Origin of the sequence: Rosistilla carotiformis, from assembly GCF_007753095.1 — a bacterium.
In the GTDB taxonomy this organism is placed as follows: domain Bacteria; phylum Planctomycetota; class Planctomycetia; order Pirellulales; family Pirellulaceae; genus Rosistilla; species Rosistilla carotiformis.
On the sequence record NZ_CP036348.1, the window covers coordinates 6,309,574 to 6,329,178 of the forward strand.

Genomic DNA, 19,605 nt, shown 5'->3' on the forward strand with positions numbered 1-19,605 from the left:
CCCCATTGCTGCGGTTGAAGCAAGTTTAGGCTTCAACATATAATAGGCGATTCCATTTCTCCATTGCCAATCACAGGAACGCCGCGAATTCATGCCAACGGTTATTGATTTGCAGCGTGCTGACGACCCGCGAGACATCGTTTATTTGGCGGTCCAGGCGCTTGCCGAGGGCAAGGTGATTGCGTTGCCCACCGAAACCGTTTATGGGCTGGCGGCAAGTGTTTTGTGTGCCGATGCGGTCCAGCGAATGGCCGAACTCAAACACACCCTGGATGACCCTACATCCTCCAGCGAACCATCAAAAGCCAAGTATTCGTTGGCAATTGCAGTCAAAAGCGTTGATGAAGCGGTGGATTACATGTGCCACGACTCCCCCTTAGCGATTCGCTTTGCCCGCCGTTGCTGGCCCGGACCGGTTACTCTGGTCGTACCGTGCGACATGACGCGGTCGGCAGTTTCTTGTTTTCCGCCTCAGGTCCGCGAACTTGTCGTCAACCAATCCGGACATATAGGTATCCGTGTCGTAGCACATCGGTTGTTTGAACAACTGCAAAAATATTGCGCCGGGCCGATCGTGATTTGCAGCGCCAATCGCTGCGGATCCCCATCGGCAAGCACTGGCGTTGCCGTGGTGGAACAATTCGGCGACGATGTACCGTTGATCGTGGACGACGGCCCCACCCGGTATGGTGGTCCGTCGACCGTCGTTCGAACTAATGGAAACCAATTTAAAATCATTCGAGAGGGCGTCGTGGAAACCGCAGCGATTCGTCAATACGCACGACCATCGATCGTGCTTGTCTGCACCGGCAACACCTGTCGCAGCCCGATGGCCGAAGCTTTGCTGAAAAAACGGATCGATGAACGGTTTGGCAACAGCCCTGGCGGCGCGATCATCCCCAGCGTCAGTTCGGTCGGTTTGTCCGCCATGCCGGGGGATCAAGCCGCCACGCAAGCCGTGGATGTCATGCGAGAGCGCGGCCTGGACATTTCTGGACATGAGAGCCAGCCGTTTGGCGAACAGACAATCCGTTCGGCCGACCTCATCCTGACGATGACTCGCTCACACCGCAACGCCATCCTCCAGCGCTGGCCGCATGCCCAGGACCGTGTGTTTACGGTCCGCCGTGATGGCGGCGACATCTCGGATCCGGTGGGTTCACCGGTGCAAATCTATCAAGCCTGCGCCGACCAAATCGACCGCGAACTAGCTCAGTGGGTCGAAAGCTTGGGGCCTGAATGGCTTGCGATCCCGGAATCGGGCGAAGAGGGAGAAAATTAATGAAAGTCAGCATAGCAAGCGATCACCGCGGCGTTCATATCAAAGCCAGGATTGCGCAAGCGTTGGAATCCAACGGGCACACCGTGTTCGATGAAGGTGCCGACTGCGAAGACGCCAGCGACTACCCGGATTTCGCCAGCATCGTCGCTCAGAAAGTGAGCCAAGGACAATGCGATCGTGGGATCTTGATCTGCGGCACCGGGATTGGCATGGCGATCACCGCCAACAAGTATTCTGGTGTCCGTGCAGCTCCATGTTACGACGAAGTGATGGTCGAACTATCTCGGCGACACAACGACCTGAACGTCCTATGCCTGGGGGGCGATCTGATCGGAGACCGCAACATCGACGATCTCATCCTGCTTTGGATGCGCACCGAATTCGAAGGTGGCCGACATGCCCGCCGTGTTGACAAGATCCTCTCGATCGAAAACGACAACGTCGTCGAAGGCTAACTGGCGACTAACCTTCGGAAAGTTCCAGGCTATCGGCCTGTCGGCCCGCAGCAGCAGCGGCTTCGATCAATTGCACTGCCGCGTCGCCAGCCTGTTGCGATGCTTCCTGCTGTTTCTTCAAAACGGCGAAGTCCACTTTGTTGGCCAGTTGCGCGTTGGAGATCGCGGTGGCCGCTTGGGCAATTCCGTTAACGCTGGACATCGTTCGAAGCTCCGGTGTTCAAAAACAAAACCAAGACTGGGCAAGTATCGAGCGAAAAGAGTGCCCTGACGGGGCGAAAATCAGTAAACCCCATACCTGTTTTGGGTCGCCGCGCCGGAACGTAACGGTTCTACCGATTGAGCAGCCTGGCTTGCCCTCCATCGAGATGCTCTGGCGAATCTCGCGTTCGATCCGAACGCGTGCCGCGAAGCGGAACAGCCCCCAGGACGCTTCGGAAATTTGCAGTTATAATCCGAAGAGAGCGTCAATGACTTGCCTTTCAAATCCTCGCCAGCGTTAGTGCCGCGATCATGAACTCACCACAATCCGCCTCGCAAGTGCTCGACCGTCATTACTTGGAAGCCCGCGCGCGTATCCTCGAAATCGCGGCGATCTTCGATCGCATCGATCGCGCCGAAGGGAGCACCGGGGAAGATCCGCGCGACGCCCTGCTGCGCCAAGGAATTCAGATATTGTCCGACGGTGCGGCGAACCGCGCCGAACAGGTTCAGAAGTTGTTCTCGCGCGCTTACCAAGCCGACTGGCGAGACGAGATGGGGGTCTAAGCTATGGATTACATCGATCCACACATTCACATGGTTTCGCGTATCACCGACGACTATGCAACGCTTGCCCGGATGGGATGCGTGGCGGTCAGCGAACCAGCGTTCTGGGCCGGCTTTGATCGCGGATCGGTCGACGGTTTCCGCGACTACTTCTGCCAATTGACCGAAGTCGAACCGCGGCGGGCAGCTCAATATGGCATCCAGCACTTCACTTGGTTGTGCATCAACGCCAAGGAAGCGGAGAACGTCGAACTGTCGCGCGAAGTGATCGCGATGATCCCCGAATTCTTGGACCGCCCGGGCGTATTGGGAATCGGCGAGATCGGGCTCAATAAAAACACGCCCAACGAGGCGACGATCTTCCTTGAGCACATGGATTTAGCGATCGCGCATGCGCAATCGATCCTGATCCACACGCCCCACTTGGAAGACAAGTACCAAGGGACGCGGATGATCCTCGATATGCTGTGCGGCGACTCGCGCATCAACCGCGACCGCGTGCTGGTCGACCATGTTGAAGAGCATACCGTCGCCGAGGTTCTCGATCGCGGATTCTGGGCCGGCATGACGCTCTACCCGATTTCCAAATGCACGCCCGATCGTGCCGTCGACATGATCGAGATGTACGGTGCTGAGCGGTTGTTAGTCAATTCCGCTGGCGACTGGGGCCCCAGCAAACCGACGGCAGTTCCCGACCTGATCTTCGAGTGCCGCCAGCGTGGCATCCCCGAAGCGACGATCCGCAAGGTCGTGTACGAAAACCCCATCGCGTTCTTTTCGCAAAGCAAGAACTTCCAATTCCAACGGCGCGACGGCCAACAGGCGCCGGCGGTATGAAGCCGCGGCTGGCGATCACGATCGGTGACCCGGCCGGGGTCGGCCCCGAACTGGCCCTGAAGGTCCTGAGCGATCGCACCATCACCGATCGCTGCGTGCCGATCCTGCTGGGCGACTGGAAGCCGTTGCAAGCGGTGGCCGCCCGGCTTTCGCTGCAGCTTCCACAACAAGTGGTTCCACGGAAAGAAGGCCTGTCCGCGATCGGAGCCTTGGATCAGCCAGCGATCTTTGATTTTGCATCGCCGCTAGAAAACCTTTGTCCCGGCGTGGCCGATCGCGCGACCGGAGCGGCTTCGTTTGCGTATGTGGTCGATGCGATCGATGCCGCGATGGCGGGGCATGTCGACGCAATTGTCACCGGCCCGATCCAGAAAGAGGCATGGCACGCCGCGGGGATCGAATTCCCAGGACACACCGAACTGCTGGCCCAGCGATCGCGGGCCGAGCGGTGCTGCATGATGTTGACCAGCAATGACATCTCCTGCGCCTTGGTCACCGTACACGTCGGACTCCACGAGGTCCCCAACCTGTTGTCGACCGAACGCATCTTAGAAACCATTCTCTTAGCGCATGCCGCGGTCTCCCAACAACGAGGGCGACCAGCCCGCGTGGCGGTTTGCGGACTCAACCCGCACGCTGGCGAGGGGGGAATGTTTGGTCAGCGCGAAGAGGAACGATGGATCGTCCCAGCAATCGAAGCCGCCCGGGCTCAGGGCCTTTCGGTCAGCGGCCCGCTGCCGGCGGACACCGCCTTCGTTCCGGCGATGCGACGGCAGACCGATGTCTACATTTGCATGTACCACGACCAGGGTTTGATTCCGCTGAAGACGCTCGCTTTTGATGAAGCGGTCAACGTCACCCTAGGACTGCCAATCGTCCGAACCAGCGTCGACCATGGCACGGCGTTGGACATCGCTTGGCAAGGGATCGCCAGTGACACCAGCATGAAACAAGCCATCGAAATGGCTATCCGGCTGGCTGCCAAAGGGACCAAGTAATCGGCTGCCTCAGCAATGCAAAGCCTTCTGAGGCATGCATTATCGAGTGCCCGTGTCGCCGAGTGAGCATCCGCTACAACCCCGCAAATAACTAGCGGATAGCCGTAGGATTCCCGCGATCGGGGCTTTTTCCCCAAAGCAAACAACGCGATCGGTTCGATCAGCCGCAGAGGGCAACAAAGTGCGTCTTCTTCATCGCAAGGGCAAACCATGGGGACACTGCCGGGCAGCAGCCCGCATTTAAGCGTCGGGCAACCGCTTCAAGAAGATATCCTCTCCAGCAACGGCGATGTGCTGTACCGGGCGGGGGAGGTCGTGACGGCCGAGATTGTCGAGCGTATCGAACGCCACGGATTGCGCCGCGTGCTGCAGGATTCCGGGGAGGCCGTCGCACCATCGTTGACATCGGGAATCCATCGACAACAGCGGCTCAAACTGGCAAACGTTCCCTACTCCCAAGAGCGCGCCGAAGTCCTGAAACGACTGATCGATGAATCGACGCAGAAGCTCACCGAACTGGCCCAGTCGCTCCATGGTCGCGGCCGCGTCGATTGGCAATCGCTGACCGAGATCCCCGAACTGTTTGGCAAGCAGAGCGCGAAGGACATCGACCAAACGCTTTCATCGACGTTGCATCAATCTGCCTACGGCGAACTCAGCTCGCATTGCCTGACACTCAGCACGCTCGGGATGATGATCGCCCAAGAGATCCCTGGTTGCAACGAAGAGGAAATCCTGGACGTCGGGATTGCCGGTTCGCTTCACGAAATGGGAGTCGGCGAATTGGAACTGGGGCCCGAAGCGAGAAGCCGCCGCAGCGAATTGTCTGCATCGGACTTCGCCACGTATTCCCGACACCCGATCGTTGCCCACGAACTCTGCAGCTCGATCACCGGATTAAGCAGCCGTGCCCGGCAAGGCATGCTGCACGTCCACGAACAGCTCGACGGATCGGGATTTCCGCATGGCGTGGGTGGCCAACAAATCAACCGTATCGCCAGGATCCTGAACGTTGCCGATGCCTATCTGACGTTGCAAAACCCGCTCGACGGCCGACCTGCAATCAAGCCCTACGATGCCCTGGTCTGTTTGCTGTATCAGGTCCGCGCGGGGCGCTGCGATGCCGAAGCGGTCCGCGGACTGTTGAATCTGGTCTCGCTGTTCCCGTTAGGAAGCTTCGTGCGACTGGACGATTCGCGGGTGGCGAAGGTCATTCGCAGCAATTCCCCCTCCTACACCAAGCCGACCGTGGTGACGCTGGACACGGAGGAATTGATCAACCTTCGCGAAGCGAACCATCGGATTGTTGCGATCGAAGCGAATCCATCGTCCCAGGAAATACGCCTGCAACCCGATGAACTGAAGATGCCCTACTGGATCCCAAGCGTCCACAAACCTCAACTGGCCGGCAGCGTCTAAACCGGCTTGGCCGAACGCAAGTGTCGCGTCAAAGAATCGTTAGAACCCCAAGGCCGCTAGCGATTCGTGCCGCACGATTCCTGGGACAGAGCCTTCAGCAAAAACATGCCGTTGTGCCAATAGCGGCGTGCCAAACGACGCGGTTCCTGAAGCATTCGATAACACCACTCCAACCCCGCCCGCTGCAGCCAACGCGGGGCCCGCGCGACGCCACCGGCAACGAAGTCGAACGACGCGCCGATCTGCACGCAGACCGGCGCCCCAATCGCTCGATAGTTCTCGGCGATCCAAAGCTCACCTTTCGGCTGCCCCATCGCGACGTACACGATATCGGGCTCGGCGCTGCGAATCTGTTCGATTAGATCGGCATGTTCTTGTTCGCTGAGCGGGCGAAACGGGGGCGAATGCACTCCCGCCACAATCAAGCCTGGATAGCGTGCCGAAAGCTTATCGGCCGCCGCTTGAGCCACTCCCGGGGCACCGCCGAGAAAATAGATTCGCCGATTCTTGTGGGCCGACCATTGCGTGAGTGCATAGATCAACTCCGAACCCGCGACCCGTTCGGGTAACGGACGATTGGTCCAACGTGAACGCCAAACCATCGGCATCCCATCGCAAACGATAAACGCAGCGTCGTCGTTGACCTGCCGCAACGGTGGGTGCTGGGCCGTCAGCATGTTGTAGTTTAGATTCGCCGTGATGAAGTATCCCGGCTGCCTCGCGGCGATCAACCGGTCGACATGCTGAAGCGTCTGTCCCAGGGTGAGCCGCGAAAAGGGGACGCCCCAGATCTTGACCGCTTCGGGTTTCGCTGGCGGTCCAGCGGGAATCGTCTCCATTTCCGCCAACGCGGCTTCGACGCGTTCTTCCAGTTCGACGATCTGCGTTTCCAATTTGGAAAGCGCACGGTCGGCGCAAACCGGTTTTCGGTTCAAGAAAACGTTGGCCGAAGCGCCCGATTCGATGGCGTTAGACATAGGTTTAGATCTCGTACGAGTGAACGACGAGGTCGCCGGTGTGCCGTTGGACGATATTGATTTTCGTTCCACAGGGCCAGCAGTAGGTGAAGACGCAGCGCCCCAGCAGGTCGCGTGACTTGTCGACTTCCGGCGGGCAGGTGGTGCAGCACAACGGTACGCACAGGATGACTTCGGTCGGGCAGCAGCCGGTGGGGACTTGAACGACCACTTGGCCGGCTTGTCCGGTTTTGCACTTGTGCATCAGCATCGCCAGGATCGGATGGTTCCGGTAAACGACGCGCGGCTTCTCGCAGCAGTGGCCGTAACTGCCGTGGGCTGCGGCGATCGGCGGATAGATCGGCGAATAGGATTCGTAATAGGGCTCAACCGCTTGCGGAATCGCGGGTGGGGCCATGTCGATAATGACCGAATGATCGTCCTGGACGGGAGGATTGATCGCTTCGGGAGCGGCGATCTCTTCGTAGGCTGCGGGAGTGACCAGGACGTCCAGCCAGCCAGCAGGCGCGGGAACCGCGATCGCGGCGATAGCAACCACTAGCGTTGCCCGGATGATAAGTTTTGTGTTCATGATCAGCATCTCGTATGCATCGGATTTGGGAGCTCGCAGCGCGTGCCGACTTGGCAGGCTGCGTAACCAAACACTAGTGCGCACCGCTGCGGATGGAACCGATGCCTTGAGGGAGAGCCGAGGGGAGATGCCAAGAACTGGTCGGCTGCAGGCAGATTTGCCGTTCATGCCGGTTATAACGATCCGCTAGAGACGGCCATGCAACGTTTTTCTTGGCGTTCGCTCGATGGGAACCTTCATCGGCGGAGCGTGTCCTTTTTTAAGAGGACCGATCGCTTGTCACTTGCAACCCAAGGATCCGGCGGGACTTAGTCGAGGTCGCTGGGTAAAAGGAGTTTTAGAGAATGGGGTCGAATCGCCTGGATTTGCCCTTTTGCATTCGCAAACGCTTTGTCATATTGACCGAATAGATAAATTGGCACGGGCTGAAAGTCCGTTCTCAATGGCTAATGGCGATTGATTAGGCGTTAAGATCCGCTCTGAACGGTTTGATCGTCGAATCGCTTCCCTTGCCGCGATTGCGGACCGAGGTTGAAGAATCGAAAAAATCGTTACAGATTGCGTCGGTTCCCTGCCAGATCAAGGGCTAGCCCAGCCGAAGTAGAGACTTGTAAAGATTTGTGTTTTCTATCGCTCGTGTTAGAGCGTCGCCCACTTGTATCAAGCGACTGCCGCGACCAGCACAAGATGTTCAGGTGACATCAATGAATTTGGAAAAAGTACGTAATATCGGTATCAGTGCCCACATCGACTCGGGCAAAACAACCCTCAGCGAACGCATCCTGTTCTACGCTGGTCGAATCCACAAGATCGAAGACGTTCGTGGCGGCGGCGACGGCGCGACGATGGATCACATGGAACTGGAAAAAGAGCGTGGAATCACGATCACCAGTGCTGCGACCTCGCTGAAGTGGACCCACTTGGGCGAAGAATACAACGTCAACTTGATCGACACTCCCGGCCACGTCGACTTTACCGTCGAAGTGGAGCGTTCGCTGCGCGTTCTCGACGGTGCGATTTTGGTTCTCTGTAGCGTCGGTGGTGTGCAAAGCCAGTCGATCACTGTCGATCGCCAAATGAAGCGTTACAAAATCCCTCGCCTGGCGTTCATCAATAAGATGGACCGCACCGGTGCCGATCCCTACCGGGGTTTGCGCGAACTGAAAGACAAGCTACAGGCCGACGCGTTCCTGATGCAGTTGCCGATCGGACGCGAAGACAACTTCAAGGGTGTTATCGATCTGATCGAGCGCAAGGCTTATTACTTCGATGGCGACAACGGTGAAACGCTGCGGATTGAAGAGCCACCCGCGGAGATGGCCGACGAAGTCGAAGAGACTCGCCTGTCGATGCTCGAAGCGCTGTCAATGTACAGCGATGAGATGATGGAAAAGATGCTCAGCGAAGAAGAGATCAGCACCGATCTGATCTACAAAGTCGCTCGCAAGGCAGTCCACGCTGGCGCCACTCCGGTCTACATGGGCAGTGCCTACAAGAACAAGGGTGTTCAACCTCTGTTGGATGCCGTTGCACGCTACCTAACCAGCCCGCTGGATCGCGAAATCTACGGCATCGATCCGAAGGACGAGACAAAGAAGATTCCGTTGAGCCCCGATCCAAACGAACCGTTTGTCGGCATGGCGTTCAAGATCGTCGACGACGAATATGGCCAGCTGACCTACATGCGGATCTATCAAGGAACCTGCGAAAAGGGTGGCTCGTACGTCAACCAACGTACCGGCAAGAAGGAACGCTTCAGCCGTCTGGTTCGAATGCACAGTAACAAGCGTGAAGAAATCGAGACCGCCAGCGCCGGCGACATCATCGCGGTGATGGGCATCGACTGCGCCAGCGGTGACGCATACGGCCCCGAACGCAACTTCTGCACGCTCGAATCGATGTTCATCGCGGAGCCTGTGATCAAGGTTTCGGTCACGCCAACCAGTCGTGCCGAAGCGGACAAGATGGGCAAAGCGCTGCAACGCTTCCGTAAAGAAGACCCAACCTTCCGCGTCGAAACCGACGAGGAGAGCGGTGAGGTCCTGATCAGCGGCATGGGTGAATTGCACCTGGACGTTTACGTCGAACGCATGCGTCGTGAATACGGCGTCAGCGTGACCGTGGGTGCTCCGAAGGTTAGCTACCGCGAAGCTCCAACGAAGCACGTCGATTTCGACCACAAGTTCAAGAAGCAGACGGGTGGTTCGGGTCAATTCGCGCATATCAAGGGATCGATCGAACCGATCGAAAGCGATAGCGAAGGCAGCTTCGAATTCGAAGATAAGGTTGTTCAAGGACGTATTCCAAAGCAATACATCCCTGCGGTCGAAAAGGGTTTCCGCGAATCGTTGATCAAGGGCCCCGTGGCGGACTTCCCCGTAGTGGGAACCCGCGTGACCTTGACCGATGGTGCTTATCACGATGTTGACTCGTCGGAAAAATCGTTCCACACATGTGCTCGCGAATGCTTCCGAGAGTATTTCAAGAAAGCTTCGCCCGTGTTGCTGGAACCGATCATGCAGGTCGAACTGGAATGCCCCGAATCGTTCCAGGGAGCGGTTGTGGGTGACGTGACCAGCCGCCGTGGAATGATCACCAACACTGATATCCGTGACACCGTCAGCTACATCAGCGCGGAAGTCCCGTTGGCGGAAACCTTCGGCTACGCGACCGATTTGCGCAGCATGACGCAGGGTCAGGGAACGTTCACAATGGAACTGTGCAAGTACCAACGCGTTCCAGGCAATATCCAAGAAGATATCGTTAACGAAAAGAAAAAGGCGGATCTGGTCGCGGCGAAGTAAAACGCTTCGTAACACCAGTTGTCTAACCAACGCAAAGGCCACGTCGATCACTCGACGTGGCCTTTGCTATTTATGGTGTACGCATCCGGCCATCCGATCGCCAGCCTATGATTGTCAAGCGTTCTCCGAGGCTTGCAGAATCGCGCGAGCCCGTTCGGCATCGCGGTTGGCAACTCGAACGGGAATCCCCTTACTCGGATTGCCGATTCCCGACAGGGCTAAACTAGCGTGGGTTCCTTGGGAGAAACTTTGGATCCCCTCGCCAGCCAACTGGGCCTCGATGATACTTGCCTCCATCGCCGTGTCGCATCGAGTGACAATCACGAGATCCAAATCACCCGGCTCCGGCTCAAAGTAGCGGTCCTCCGAGACGGAAAGACCTGGCTCCACGCGGTCGCCAACCTCCATCGCATCCTGCGCCCACAGCGGATGAATCTCCACGATCGCGTTCGCTTCGACGTTGGCACCTGCCTGTTGCAACCACTTTCGGTGCAGGTCACTGATCGCTTGGCGAGACGCCGCAGGTGTGTCGCTGGGGGCGCCATCGGCATTTTTGACCGGCGCGAAGATCTCTTCGGCAATGCCTTCGACAACAAACGCGTTCTTCGCCATCGGAAGCAGGTCGAAGATGAACCGTTCGAATTTGATCGCATTGGGATCCGCCGGAGCGATCGCGTTGCCACTGCCATCGACGAAGGGGACCTTCTTGTAGGCGCGATTGAATGGCAAGCGGTCGTCGTGATCGGTTGCCTGCTTTAAGAAGGAGGTCTTAAAGACGTGGATCGCAATATTGCCCGCCCACAATCGCAGCGAACCATCGGCTTCGGTTTGACGGGCCGCCGCGTCGGGCAGATGGATGTATTCAATGATCTGGACTTTCCCATCGACCAACACGACGTTCCCCACGCGTTCCAGCGGGTCACGTTTGCGAACGACCTGAGTCGTCATGTCGCTGTCGGCCAAGATGTGATGCCCGATCAGCGCGGCATCGCACGGATTGGCTAGCGGGTTATCGACCTGTGCGTAGGCGAGGTGTTCGATGCCGCGTGAGATCGCATCCTGCAAGCAACCGCTGGAGGCGAGCGCCGAAACCGTCCCGCCATGCCCGTCGGGGCTGAGGGCCAATTCATGCTTTGACTCCAACAATACACGTCCAGTCGATCGATCAACGGCCGGCATCGTTCCTTGGCAGAAGACTTGCAACTGGTCGTCGCGGAGCCCCAGGTTATCGGTCGCGGCAAAATATTCGATCGTCTCGTCGTGTGTCGCCGGACTGGTCATCACATACAACGGGATCATCACCTGATACCGCTCGCAGATCGCTTTCAACAGGTCGGCGTGCATCTGGAATAGTGTTCGTTGCGAAACCGGACCGATCGGAAAGAGACCTTTGGGCTTCTCAAACCCCAACCGCGAACCCTGCCCTCCAGCGACCAGGATCATCCCCACTTTTCCGTCGGCCAAGGCCTGGCTTCCCGCTTCGATCGCCTGATCGAGACTCCATGCGGCTCCCGAACCGTCAGCCCGAACCGCTCGTGGCGGCTCAGCCCGGCTGGCGATCGACTCGAAATCGACCTCTGCATCGTCGGAATCGACGAGACGCTGCAGTCGCGAAAAATCGATCTTGTCGATCTGGTCAACCAACTGCTGCTGCTGATCAGCGTTCAATTGATCCCAGAACTGAAGTAAATGTTGTTGGCCGTAGCTGGCGAGTTTTGATTGAAGTGACGTATTCATGGATTCCAGGGGCCGATGGGGAGGTCGAAAGAACAAACACAAGACAGCGGAGCAAATCTAATGCCGAAAATTCCATCCCGGATTTCCATACCGTGACGCGACCAACTGCTCCACACGATCTTCAGGCCATTGTTGCAGCGTCGCTTGGACACCGAAAGCACTTCCCAGCGCGTTGCGCAACTGACGCTCCCCCAACGGTAGATTGATCACGAATTGGTCGTGTGTGCGACCTCCGCGGTAATCGGGTTGGCGCGGCGGAACGCGAAGGGTGTTTTGCACCAAATCGATAGGGAAATCGTACAACAAGGTGCCGTGATACAGCACGTGCCGGCGAGCAACACGCAAGCTATTGCCGGAGAACTTACGATTCTGCCAAGTCAGGTCACACGTCCCTTGAAACTGCACCCGGCCCAGCAAGCCACCGATCGCTTCGCGGATGGTCTGCATCACGAACTGATGAACCTGGTCGAGGTCTTTTAACTGCGGCCGCAGGTCGGTGCTCAGCACCAGGGAATACAGCAGACAACCGGGCCCCACCGTAACCGAGGTCCCCCCGCTGCAACGCCGCAAGATCGGAATCGAAACCCGCTCGCAAAACTCGCGGTTCACCTCGTCAGCCACCTTCGACCCACGTCCCACAACGACCGTCGGGGAATCGAATTTCCAAAGCCGCAACACCTCCCCATCGCCCGCACGGCCCGTCGCGTCGGCCGATTCCAACAACGCTTCGTCGAGTGCCAAATTACGTGGCCCCTCGGGAAAAGAAAGATCAAGTAGCCGCATTGATGAGAATCGCTCGGGGGGAATGAGGAACAGGAGGATGGAAACCGTTGCTGTCATTCAAACCGTCAACGGTGCCGTTTGCCAATCCCCCAACAGATTTGACAACTATAGACAACAGCACCGAATCTCCGCTTGGATGATGCAAAAATGCAACGGTTGTATCGTCGGCTAAACAAGCTGGTGGAGATAGCGAAACATTGCCGAAAAGGCTGTCGACAGGGTGCGGTTAAGACTTTAATTTTTTTTGAAAATCGTAACTACTTACGCATTGCGGATTTGCCTCTGCAGTCCAGCAAGTAATGATTTGCATATTGGATAGCAGGTGGACACACTAAAGAAGTCTATCGCACGCGATGTGCGTAGAGGACTTGGCCCGCTTGAATCGCAATCAACCTTTTCAGCCCCGAATCGCATCGGTCGGATTTGTTATGTCGCACAAAAAAAACATCATCGCCCTTGTTTCGCTCTGCACAGCCGTCGCTGTGCCGGCAGCGGTTGAAGCTCAAGATGAGTGCTGCTTTCGACCCGCTTACCGAATGCAATGTGAAACGGTCTACGAAGAGCAGAAGGTCACGAACTACCGCTTGGTCTATGAGACCAATTATGTCGAGCGGGAGATCACCGAAGAGAAGCCCGTCGTTGAAACGAAGATGGAACAGCGGACCTACCGGGTCGCAAAACCGATCGTCGAAACGACCTACCGTGAAGATCGTTACACGGTCATGAAACCGGTTCTGGAAACCAGCTATCGCGAAGAAGTGCGATCACAGACTCGTTACGTCACCGAAACCGCCGAACGCGAAGAACAGGTGACCACCTATCGCCCGGTCGTGACAACGCAGTACCAACAACAGCAACAGATCGTGCAGCGTCCCGTTGTCGAGACCCAGTACCAAACCGAAAACATCACGACCTACCGCCCCGTCACAACGGTTCAGCAACAGGTCGTCGACCAAGGGGGCTATGTCGCCCAACAGTACGTCCAACCCGGCACCGTCGGCTATGCGGCCCAATGGAATCCAGCCGCCTATTACCAACCCGGGCCGTTCGGAATTTTCGCGACGCGACGCGGCGCCTACCAAGCGGTTCCATACGCAACCCCCGCGACCGTGCAGACGCAGATGGCCTACCGCCCTAACTACGTCACCCAACAGTACCAACAGACCACGATGGTGCCTGAAGTTGTCCAACAGCAACGTCCGATCCAAGTCACGCGGATGCAAAGCGAAGTGGTCACGCAGAACGTGCCGATCCAGGTGACGACGATGCAACCAACCACCGAGGTTCGCAAGATCCCCTATCAAGTGAGCCGTCCGGTTACGGAATACACCAAGCATCAAGTGCCTGTCCAATCGTACAAGATGGTCCCCGAAGAACATGTTCGTCGCGTTCCGGTCCAGACCCAACGGATGACTTATGAAACGCGCGTCCAAGAAGTCCCCGTCAGTGTCTACAAGATGCAAACCGTGGTTAAGAAGATCCGAGTTCCTCAAACGACCGCCCGCTATGTTCCTTACACCACGACACGCATGGTGCCACGTCAGGTTGTGCAACGCGTCCCGTTGACCTACTACGATCCCTACAGCGCGGCAATCGTCTCCAGCCCATCGGTGGTCGAAACTTCGCTGTTGACCGAGAATGTTCCCGTTCCTGCAGATCTCTGCGAAGAGAAACCGGGCGTGACGTCTCACAAAGTGGAAACCGACATGGAAGCGATCGATGCGGGTAACGACATCGAACCGTCGGCCGATCCCGCTGCCGATGCCCCAACCAATGATTCGCCGATCGGTAGCCCCAGCGACAAGGACCCTGTCGAAACACCCAGCTTGAACGGTCCCGGCAATGCGTCGGGTAGCGATCCATCGACCGAAGCTTAGTGTCTCGGCGAGTTGTCGCCCGGTTGTAGTGCCGAACCGCCAAAATGTAGCTCTTTTGTGGCGGTTCTGTGTTCCTTTTCCCAGTGGTTGACTAATCTAGAGTTCAAATCGATCGAACTCATAAGTCCACCCAGGGAGATATCCATGCGTTTGCACTGCTACACCTTCATTCTATCGCTGGCCTTGGCAGCACCGGCAATCGCTCAAGACGATGTCAGCGTCGTCGACGACCTGCCCGTCGCATCGCCCACTTCGTCCGAAGACCTGCCCGTCGCCAAACCGACCGCAGACGATGCCGATCCGGTAGCCACCGCCGTAACATCTTCGACCAGCATGGCGACACGCCCTTTGAGCGTAACGATCACGTTGTCCAATCAAAGCGTGATCCGTGGCACACTGACCGACACCACGGAAGTTCAGATGAAGACCGGGTTCGGCGAACTAATGATCCCACTGTCCGAAGCTGCCGGCATCCGATTCGCTTCGCAAGAGGACACCTCCACCACGATCGTGATGCTCAATGGCGATTCGGTCACGGGAGCCACCGACGTCAAGCGATTGACAATCGATACCGAATGGGGAGCGGCTCAGGTCAACGGTGCCAGCATCGCATCGATCCTGCTTGTCCCGAATTTGCAATGGAGTTCGATCGCGGGACTCAATGGCAAGCGTTGGTATTTGACCGAATCCAATCCCCAGCCGACGTCACCCAGCACCGGCACCAATCGTTCGACTTCGCAATCTCCAACCCTGGCCCCAAGCAACAGTTTCCCGGCCAATACTGGAGTACTCTCGTCGCCTCAATTCCGTTCGCGATAACGTTTGGTCGGACGCTTAATTATTTAGGCGAGTGGGCTTCGATCGTATGTGCGACCAGTCCACCGCGGTTTTGCTGAGCCTGGACGAAGACAAACAGCCCTTCGCCAAGCAGTTCGTGCTCGACGGGATCGCCATCGAGAGTGATTTCCGTCGCATCGCCAATGCTTGCCTTCATCCGGCCCGATCGGAAGTCGCGGATCATTAGCGTCTTATCCGCTTTGAATTCAATCACTCCGCGAAACGCTTTCATTTTGGAATTCGCAAGCGCGTCCCAGATCGGATCGGCAACCGCATCGCGCTCCCGTTCATTTGAATCGGGATCCAAACGCGGCGACAGGATCGTGATGCGCTCGACACGCAGCCGGTTGTTTACACGCCGGACACCTTCGACGGCTGCGACGCGCTCGTCGACCCGAATGCGATCTCCAAAGCTAGGGACTTCCCCGTTTAACGTCACTTCTCCCGCGATCACATGCGCTTCGACCGTCGTTGGAATCCGTGGGAAGAGGGTTCGCAATTCATCGTGAACCTCACGCTCGATGATTTGGTCGGGAGGCTGTTTCGGGTTGGTTGAATCGGCGCTAACCAGCGATGGGTTGAATGCTACGCAACTTATCGCGACGATTGATTGGAAGAGGGTCATCGGTTCGTTCCTACTCGATTCGTGGGACTCTTGGGTAAACCTATCACCACGTTTAAAGAGTCCTCCGCTACCAATCGAAGTGATTAGCGGATCGTGTGCCAATCACGGAACTCCCTCCGTTTCGTTGGTTTTTCGTCGCTGGGGATGCTTCGATTGGTCGATGATCGATCAAGCCGCAACATTCCATGTCGACCGCGGACAAGGAATGCGTGCGCCGGGGTACCGAGGAACACGAAGTCAAAGAGCTCGCGACCTTGTCGGCCGCATTGACGGCAAAATGACGTGGCCGCGTTCGAACGTCTGTCGACGTGACGCTCCCGCCGACGATCACTCTTTCCGCGTATAGACTTGTGGATACATAAAGGTTGGCGTTTTATCGGGACACAGGTAAGTGAATCGCTCCGAGATCTCTTTGCCGCCGTGCATTAACGTGATCCCAATTTCGACGGGTGCTTCTTCCACGGCTCGAAACACAACATCGATCACACAATCGCCAGACGCCGTCTTGGCCGCCGATTTTGAAATCAACTCGCCCCGCACCATCGTCGTGTCGACGATCAACGAATCGGCATCAATGCGAGCCAACGGCCCGTCGGACGCATCCGCCGTGAAATGCAATTTCAAATCGATCTGATTTTTCGCCCGCGTTACGGTGAACTTCGACGCCCGCGCCACGCCACGTTGTTCGGGGAGATCACCTGGAAAGATGCGAACGTCATAGTCCAACTCCATCGGCGTGCCAAGCGTCGGCTTTTCATTGGGGACCCAGTATGCGCCAATGTTGTCGACGCCTTCGTGGGCACCGGGGAGTTCAAGCAGTTCGATCGCACCCGACTTCATCGATTGTCGTGGCTCGATCCAAAGGCTTGGCCGCTTATGGTATTGCGCGTTTGAATCGGCAAAGTGATCGTAGTCGCAGTTGCGTTGGATCAATCCGAAGCCTGTCACCTCCTTCGCGGCAATCCGCGAAACCGATGGATAGGATTGACGTGCAAAGGCCCGCCAAATCCAGTCGCCATTGCCGTCGCGAACCAGTAGCCCATCGGAATCATGCACGGCGGGACGCTTGTCCAGCGAGGGGCCGTCGAGTCCGTCTCCCCAAATCCACATGCTGGTCAGGGGCGCAATGCCGATTTTTTCCGGCAGTTTGCGGAAATAGAGAGTGCCGCGCACATGAACGGACGTTTCCACGGTGCCCGGTTTCAATTCGAATTGGTACGCGCCACAGACGCTGGGACTTTCCAACAACGCCAAGATGGTTTGCGTCTTCTCGTTGGCTTTGCGCTGTGGAACCCAAAATGCTGTGAAGCGAGGAAACTCCTCGTTCTGAGGCAACCCAATATCGACAGCCAAACCGCGCGCCGACGCACCATAGACCGTCTCTGCACTACGGCCGCGGAAGTAGCTGGAACCGACGAACGTCAAAATTTCCTGCACGTCGTATGATTCGGGAAAGCAACCCACGACGCGAATGCCCGCATGCCCCGCATCGGCAAGTGACTCGGAGTCGTCGATCGGAATCCCGTAGCGAAAGTCATCGGTGGAGAACGGGATCTCGCGCGTCTCCCCTGCTTCGATCACGAACAACGAAACACGATCCCGTTGCACGAATCCGCGATGAAAGGTCTCGATCCAGAAGGGCGTTTTGGTTTTTCCCCAAACCGCCCGCTCATGTCGAAACTGGATCTCTCGGTACTGCTCGTAGTCCAATTGTTCGAGCGTCTTGGGCAACGGATCCGGAGGAACGTATTCGGTCTTCGATAGCGTTTCGACCCATTCCGACAGTGAATCAAACGAGGTGATCTCAGCCATCGCCGACCTGTCGGTTGGCGATGCCGCCACCTCACCATGAACGACCTCGGTCGAAAGCCAAGCCAATAGGACGGGTAGAAGAACCAGGAAACGCATTGTTGAGCTCCAGTGAAACGGATGGAAAGCGTTGCAACGCACAGCAAGTCATGTGCCGTGACGCTCAACCGATCCCATCGTGTCCAGAAAACCCCGCCATTCGCAGCGCATCGATGGCGGCGGGATGTCTCGCGAACCCTTTCCAAAGGCTCTCCGAAAGCAGATTCTCGGCCATCATCAATGAGATCCCCGTATCGATCCCGATCACGTCCGAATTGACCCAACCGGTGGCTGGGTTGTGGGCGTTGACGAAGCCATAGCGGCCGTAAATCGCATCGCCAAATTCCATCTTTTGATAGCGCAGCGTTTCCAATGCTTGCTGAGGGACAAAGGCCAGGGCACCGGCGGCGGCGCTCGGGACCAGTGTCCCATCGATCCCTCGGTCGGGTTCGCAGCGTCCGTCTTGATACGGCCCTCCCCAGTCGCGATAGCCGGCATCGCTGTCGCTGCTCGTGATGCCCCAAAGCTTTGGCCCATAGTGTCCCAGCTGATCGGGATACTTGCGGCCGAGATCGGTCAGGAATTGGATCTGGGCTCGATGGGCTATCACCGCGTTGTTGAAATAGTTGCGTCCGCTCGGCGAACGAACCTCGCGAAAGTCAAAAAATACGGCCGGATATTGGTGAACGAACAGCGGAGGATAGCTAAGGAATTCCTGATCGCCGAAGGTAAGTGTCGGGGTGCGTTTCCAGGCCTGCCAACATCGGGAAGGGATCGGATTTTCGGGTGCTCCGATGGCCAACAGCACAAGCAGGACCAATTCACTGAAATGGTCCCATTGATAAGGGATCCGGCCGCGTTCGGGCGTCCATCCCATGTGCATACAATCGTTGCTGCCAAGCATCCAATTCCAATCGACCCGACGATACAGTTCGTCGGCCCACTGGACGATCTGCTCGTCTTCCTCGAACCACACGGCCGCCGTCATCGCTCCGGCGATTAACAGGGCAGTGTCGATCGTTGATGCCTCGCTGTTCCACGTTCGTCGCCCATCGGCACGGTTGAGAAAGTGGTACATGAAGCCACGTTCATGTTCGCCGCATTCGACAAGCGTACGCAGCAACAAGCCAACGCGATCGATGATTTCACCGCGTGGCAACCACTGATGGTCTGCCGCGATACAGTGCGCCACCAGTCCAAAGCCGCACGCGGCGATGCTTGAATGCTCGCTGGCGGCGCTCCCATCGGCGGCAGCGCGATCCGAAATCAAGCCCGTCGCCGGATCAGCCGCTTCAACAAAGTAGCGGTAGCATCGCTGTTGCATGTCGGTTAGGAAGATTGTGTCATCGTACACCATCGCATACGCAGAAAACTGTTGCATGATCGGGGGTAATGTTAATCCGGTCGCTAAAAAACGTCTTCGCTTCATCCACGTACCTTATGATCGTGACGGACATTCCGCGGTTGCGCGATCCCCAATCGGATGCTGGTTCGCTGGCGACCAGCTTGCTGGACAACACTGCATGTCTTGTTTGGCGGCGATTCTTCCCGGCAAAGCGAGCCCGGTCTCCGCCGCACGCCTTTCAATGGATCCTGAGGCGATGCGATGCGCCGTGAAGCGACCGAAACGGCTCCTTCATCTCCCTTAGCAAATGGCATCCCATTCACACGATGCATGCAAAATTTGGGTGTTTTAAATCCACACATCCGTTGGCACGCCGTTTGTTCTAAGGATCTCCGCTGAAGCGCATCGCAAGTTGCGAGGCGCGACCACTCCTCTAAGTCAA

17 protein-coding genes are annotated in these 19,605 nt (G+C 57.2%); 9 read left to right on the forward strand and 8 right to left on the reverse strand.

Annotated features, from left to right (window positions below; genetic code table 11):
• Window positions 1-91: 91 nt before the first annotated feature.
• Window positions 92-1,282, forward strand: a complete 1,191-nt coding sequence (locus Poly24_RS22945; protein WP_145101239.1) for a Sua5/YciO/YrdC/YwlC family protein — start codon at window positions 92-94, stop codon at window positions 1,280-1,282.
• Window positions 1,282-1,737 carry a ribose 5-phosphate isomerase B gene (gene rpiB / locus Poly24_RS22950; protein WP_145101241.1) on the forward strand — a complete coding sequence of 152 codons (456 nt, stop codon included), beginning with the start codon at window positions 1,282-1,284 and terminating at the stop codon, window positions 1,735-1,737. The genes Poly24_RS22945 and rpiB overlap by 1 nt, the downstream gene beginning before the upstream one ends.
• A 7-nt stretch (window positions 1,738-1,744) precedes the next feature.
• Here rpiB and Poly24_RS22955 read toward each other — a convergent pair whose 3' ends face one another.
• Entirely contained in the window at window positions 1,745-1,939 is a 195-nt protein-coding gene (locus Poly24_RS22955; RefSeq protein ID WP_145101243.1) for a putative motility protein, read from the reverse strand.
• 311 nt (window positions 1,940-2,250) lie between these two features.
• On the opposite strand from Poly24_RS22955, the gene Poly24_RS22960 reads away from it, so the two are divergent.
• The 4 genes from Poly24_RS22960 (at window position 2,251) to Poly24_RS22975 (ending at window position 5,759) form a co-directional block, all read left to right on the forward strand.
• Window positions 2,251-2,505, forward strand: a complete 255-nt coding sequence (locus Poly24_RS22960; protein ID WP_145101245.1) for a hypothetical protein — start codon at window positions 2,251-2,253, stop codon at window positions 2,503-2,505.
• Window positions 2,506-2,508: 3 nt separating this feature from the next.
• Window positions 2,509-3,342, forward strand: coding sequence for a TatD family hydrolase (locus tag Poly24_RS22965; RefSeq protein WP_145101247.1), 834 nt, complete (start codon window positions 2,509-2,511; stop codon window positions 3,340-3,342).
• On the forward strand, window positions 3,339-4,340 hold the full coding sequence (gene pdxA, locus Poly24_RS22970) for a 4-hydroxythreonine-4-phosphate dehydrogenase PdxA (RefSeq protein WP_145101249.1): 1,002 nt from the start codon (window positions 3,339-3,341) through the stop codon (window positions 4,338-4,340). The genes Poly24_RS22965 and pdxA overlap by 4 nt, the downstream gene beginning before the upstream one ends.
• Window positions 4,341-4,550: 210 nt before the next feature.
• Window positions 4,551-5,759 (forward strand): HD-GYP domain-containing protein, encoded by a 1,209-nt coding sequence (locus Poly24_RS22975; protein ID WP_145101251.1) that lies wholly within the window; start codon window positions 4,551-4,553, stop codon window positions 5,757-5,759.
• A gap of 56 nt (window positions 5,760-5,815) precedes the next feature.
• On the opposite strand, the gene Poly24_RS22980 is transcribed toward Poly24_RS22975, so the two are convergent.
• Together Poly24_RS22980 and Poly24_RS22985 are read right to left on the reverse strand one after the other, a co-directional pair.
• Window positions 5,816-6,736 (reverse strand): WecB/TagA/CpsF family glycosyltransferase, encoded by a 921-nt coding sequence (locus tag Poly24_RS22980; protein WP_231753304.1) that lies wholly within the window; start codon window positions 6,734-6,736, stop codon window positions 5,816-5,818.
• Between the two features lie 4 nt (window positions 6,737-6,740).
• The gene (locus tag Poly24_RS22985) at window positions 6,741-7,307 is read right to left on the reverse strand and encodes a hypothetical protein (protein WP_145101253.1); all 567 of its coding nucleotides are present in this window, start codon (window positions 7,305-7,307) and stop codon (window positions 6,741-6,743) included.
• Between the two features lie 704 nt (window positions 7,308-8,011).
• Between Poly24_RS22985 and fusA the strand changes: the two genes are divergently transcribed.
• The gene (gene fusA / locus Poly24_RS22990) at window positions 8,012-10,111 is read left to right on the forward strand and encodes an elongation factor G (protein WP_145101255.1); all 2,100 of its coding nucleotides are present in this window, start codon (window positions 8,012-8,014) and stop codon (window positions 10,109-10,111) included.
• Between the two features lie 114 nt (window positions 10,112-10,225).
• On the opposite strand, the gene Poly24_RS22995 is transcribed toward fusA, so the two are convergent.
• Both Poly24_RS22995 and Poly24_RS23000 read right to left on the reverse strand, forming a co-directional pair.
• Window positions 10,226-11,848: a UTP--glucose-1-phosphate uridylyltransferase gene (locus Poly24_RS22995; protein WP_145101257.1), complete on the reverse strand. Its 1,623-nt coding sequence runs from the start codon at window positions 11,846-11,848 to the stop codon at window positions 10,226-10,228.
• 57 nt (window positions 11,849-11,905) lie between these two features.
• Entirely contained in the window at window positions 11,906-12,631 is a 726-nt protein-coding gene (locus Poly24_RS23000; protein ID WP_197452115.1) for a lipoate--protein ligase family protein, read from the reverse strand.
• A 428-nt stretch (window positions 12,632-13,059) separates the two neighbouring features.
• Here Poly24_RS23000 and Poly24_RS23005 point away from each other — a divergent pair, with 428 nt between their 5' ends.
• Both Poly24_RS23005 and Poly24_RS23010 read left to right on the forward strand, forming a co-directional pair.
• Complete coding sequence (locus Poly24_RS23005) at window positions 13,060-14,508, forward strand: hypothetical protein (protein ID WP_145101260.1); 1,449 nt, start codon at window positions 13,060-13,062, stop codon at window positions 14,506-14,508.
• Window positions 14,509-14,652: 144 nt separating this feature from the next.
• Entirely contained in the window at window positions 14,653-15,327 is a 675-nt protein-coding gene (locus Poly24_RS23010) for a hypothetical protein (RefSeq protein ID WP_145101262.1), read from the forward strand.
• A gap of 19 nt (window positions 15,328-15,346) precedes the next feature.
• On the opposite strand, the gene Poly24_RS23015 is transcribed toward Poly24_RS23010, so the two are convergent.
• From Poly24_RS23015 to Poly24_RS23025, 3 genes are all read right to left on the reverse strand, one after another.
• Entirely contained in the window at window positions 15,347-15,970 is a 624-nt protein-coding gene (locus Poly24_RS23015) for a BON domain-containing protein (RefSeq protein ID WP_145101264.1), read from the reverse strand.
• Between the two features lie 327 nt (window positions 15,971-16,297).
• Entirely contained in the window at window positions 16,298-17,878 is a 1,581-nt protein-coding gene (locus tag Poly24_RS23020; RefSeq protein WP_145101266.1) for a glucan biosynthesis protein, read from the reverse strand.
• Window positions 17,879-17,942: 64 nt separating this feature from the next.
• Complete coding sequence (locus Poly24_RS23025; RefSeq protein ID WP_231753305.1) at window positions 17,943-19,199, reverse strand: glucoamylase family protein; 1,257 nt, start codon at window positions 19,197-19,199, stop codon at window positions 17,943-17,945.
• Between the last annotated feature and the right edge of the window lie 406 nt (window positions 19,200-19,605).

Bases quoted from the DNA above. Each gene is read 5' to 3' on its own strand.
- Poly24_RS22965 (WP_145101247.1), top strand. From the start codon at position 2,509: ATGGATTACATCGATCCACACATTCACATGGTTTCGCGTATCACCGAC.
- Poly24_RS22980 (WP_231753304.1), bottom strand. From the start codon at position 6,736: ATGTCTAACGCCATCGAATCGGGCGCTTCGGCCAACGTTTTCTTGAAC.
- Poly24_RS22955 (WP_145101243.1), bottom strand. From the start codon at position 1,939: ATGTCCAGCGTTAACGGAATTGCCCAAGCGGCCACCGCGATCTCCAAC.
- Poly24_RS23005 (WP_145101260.1), top strand. From the start codon at position 13,060: ATGTCGCACAAAAAAAACATCATCGCCCTTGTTTCGCTCTGCACAGCC.
- Poly24_RS22985 (WP_145101253.1), bottom strand. From the start codon at position 7,307: ATGAACACAAAACTTATCATCCGGGCAACGCTAGTGGTTGCTATCGCC.
- Poly24_RS23015 (WP_145101264.1), bottom strand. From the start codon at position 15,970: ATGACCCTCTTCCAATCAATCGTCGCGATAAGTTGCGTAGCATTCAAC.
- Poly24_RS23010 (WP_145101262.1), top strand. From the start codon at position 14,653: ATGCGTTTGCACTGCTACACCTTCATTCTATCGCTGGCCTTGGCAGCA.
- rpiB (WP_145101241.1), top strand. From the start codon at position 1,282: ATGAAAGTCAGCATAGCAAGCGATCACCGCGGCGTTCATATCAAAGCC.
- pdxA (WP_145101249.1), top strand. From the start codon at position 3,339: ATGAAGCCGCGGCTGGCGATCACGATCGGTGACCCGGCCGGGGTCGGC.
- Poly24_RS23000 (WP_197452115.1), bottom strand. From the start codon at position 12,631: ATGCGGCTACTTGATCTTTCTTTTCCCGAGGGGCCACGTAATTTGGCA.
- Poly24_RS23020 (WP_145101266.1), bottom strand. From the start codon at position 17,878: ATGCGTTTCCTGGTTCTTCTACCCGTCCTATTGGCTTGGCTTTCGACC.
- Poly24_RS22995 (WP_145101257.1), bottom strand. From the start codon at position 11,848: ATGAATACGTCACTTCAATCAAAACTCGCCAGCTACGGCCAACAACAT.
- fusA (WP_145101255.1), top strand. From the start codon at position 8,012: ATGAATTTGGAAAAAGTACGTAATATCGGTATCAGTGCCCACATCGAC.
- Poly24_RS23025 (WP_231753305.1), bottom strand. From the start codon at position 19,199: ATGCAACAGTTTTCTGCGTATGCGATGGTGTACGATGACACAATCTTC.
- Poly24_RS22960 (WP_145101245.1), top strand. From the start codon at position 2,251: ATGAACTCACCACAATCCGCCTCGCAAGTGCTCGACCGTCATTACTTG.
- Poly24_RS22945 (WP_145101239.1), top strand. From the start codon at position 92: ATGCCAACGGTTATTGATTTGCAGCGTGCTGACGACCCGCGAGACATC.
- Poly24_RS22975 (WP_145101251.1), top strand. From the start codon at position 4,551: ATGGGGACACTGCCGGGCAGCAGCCCGCATTTAAGCGTCGGGCAACCG.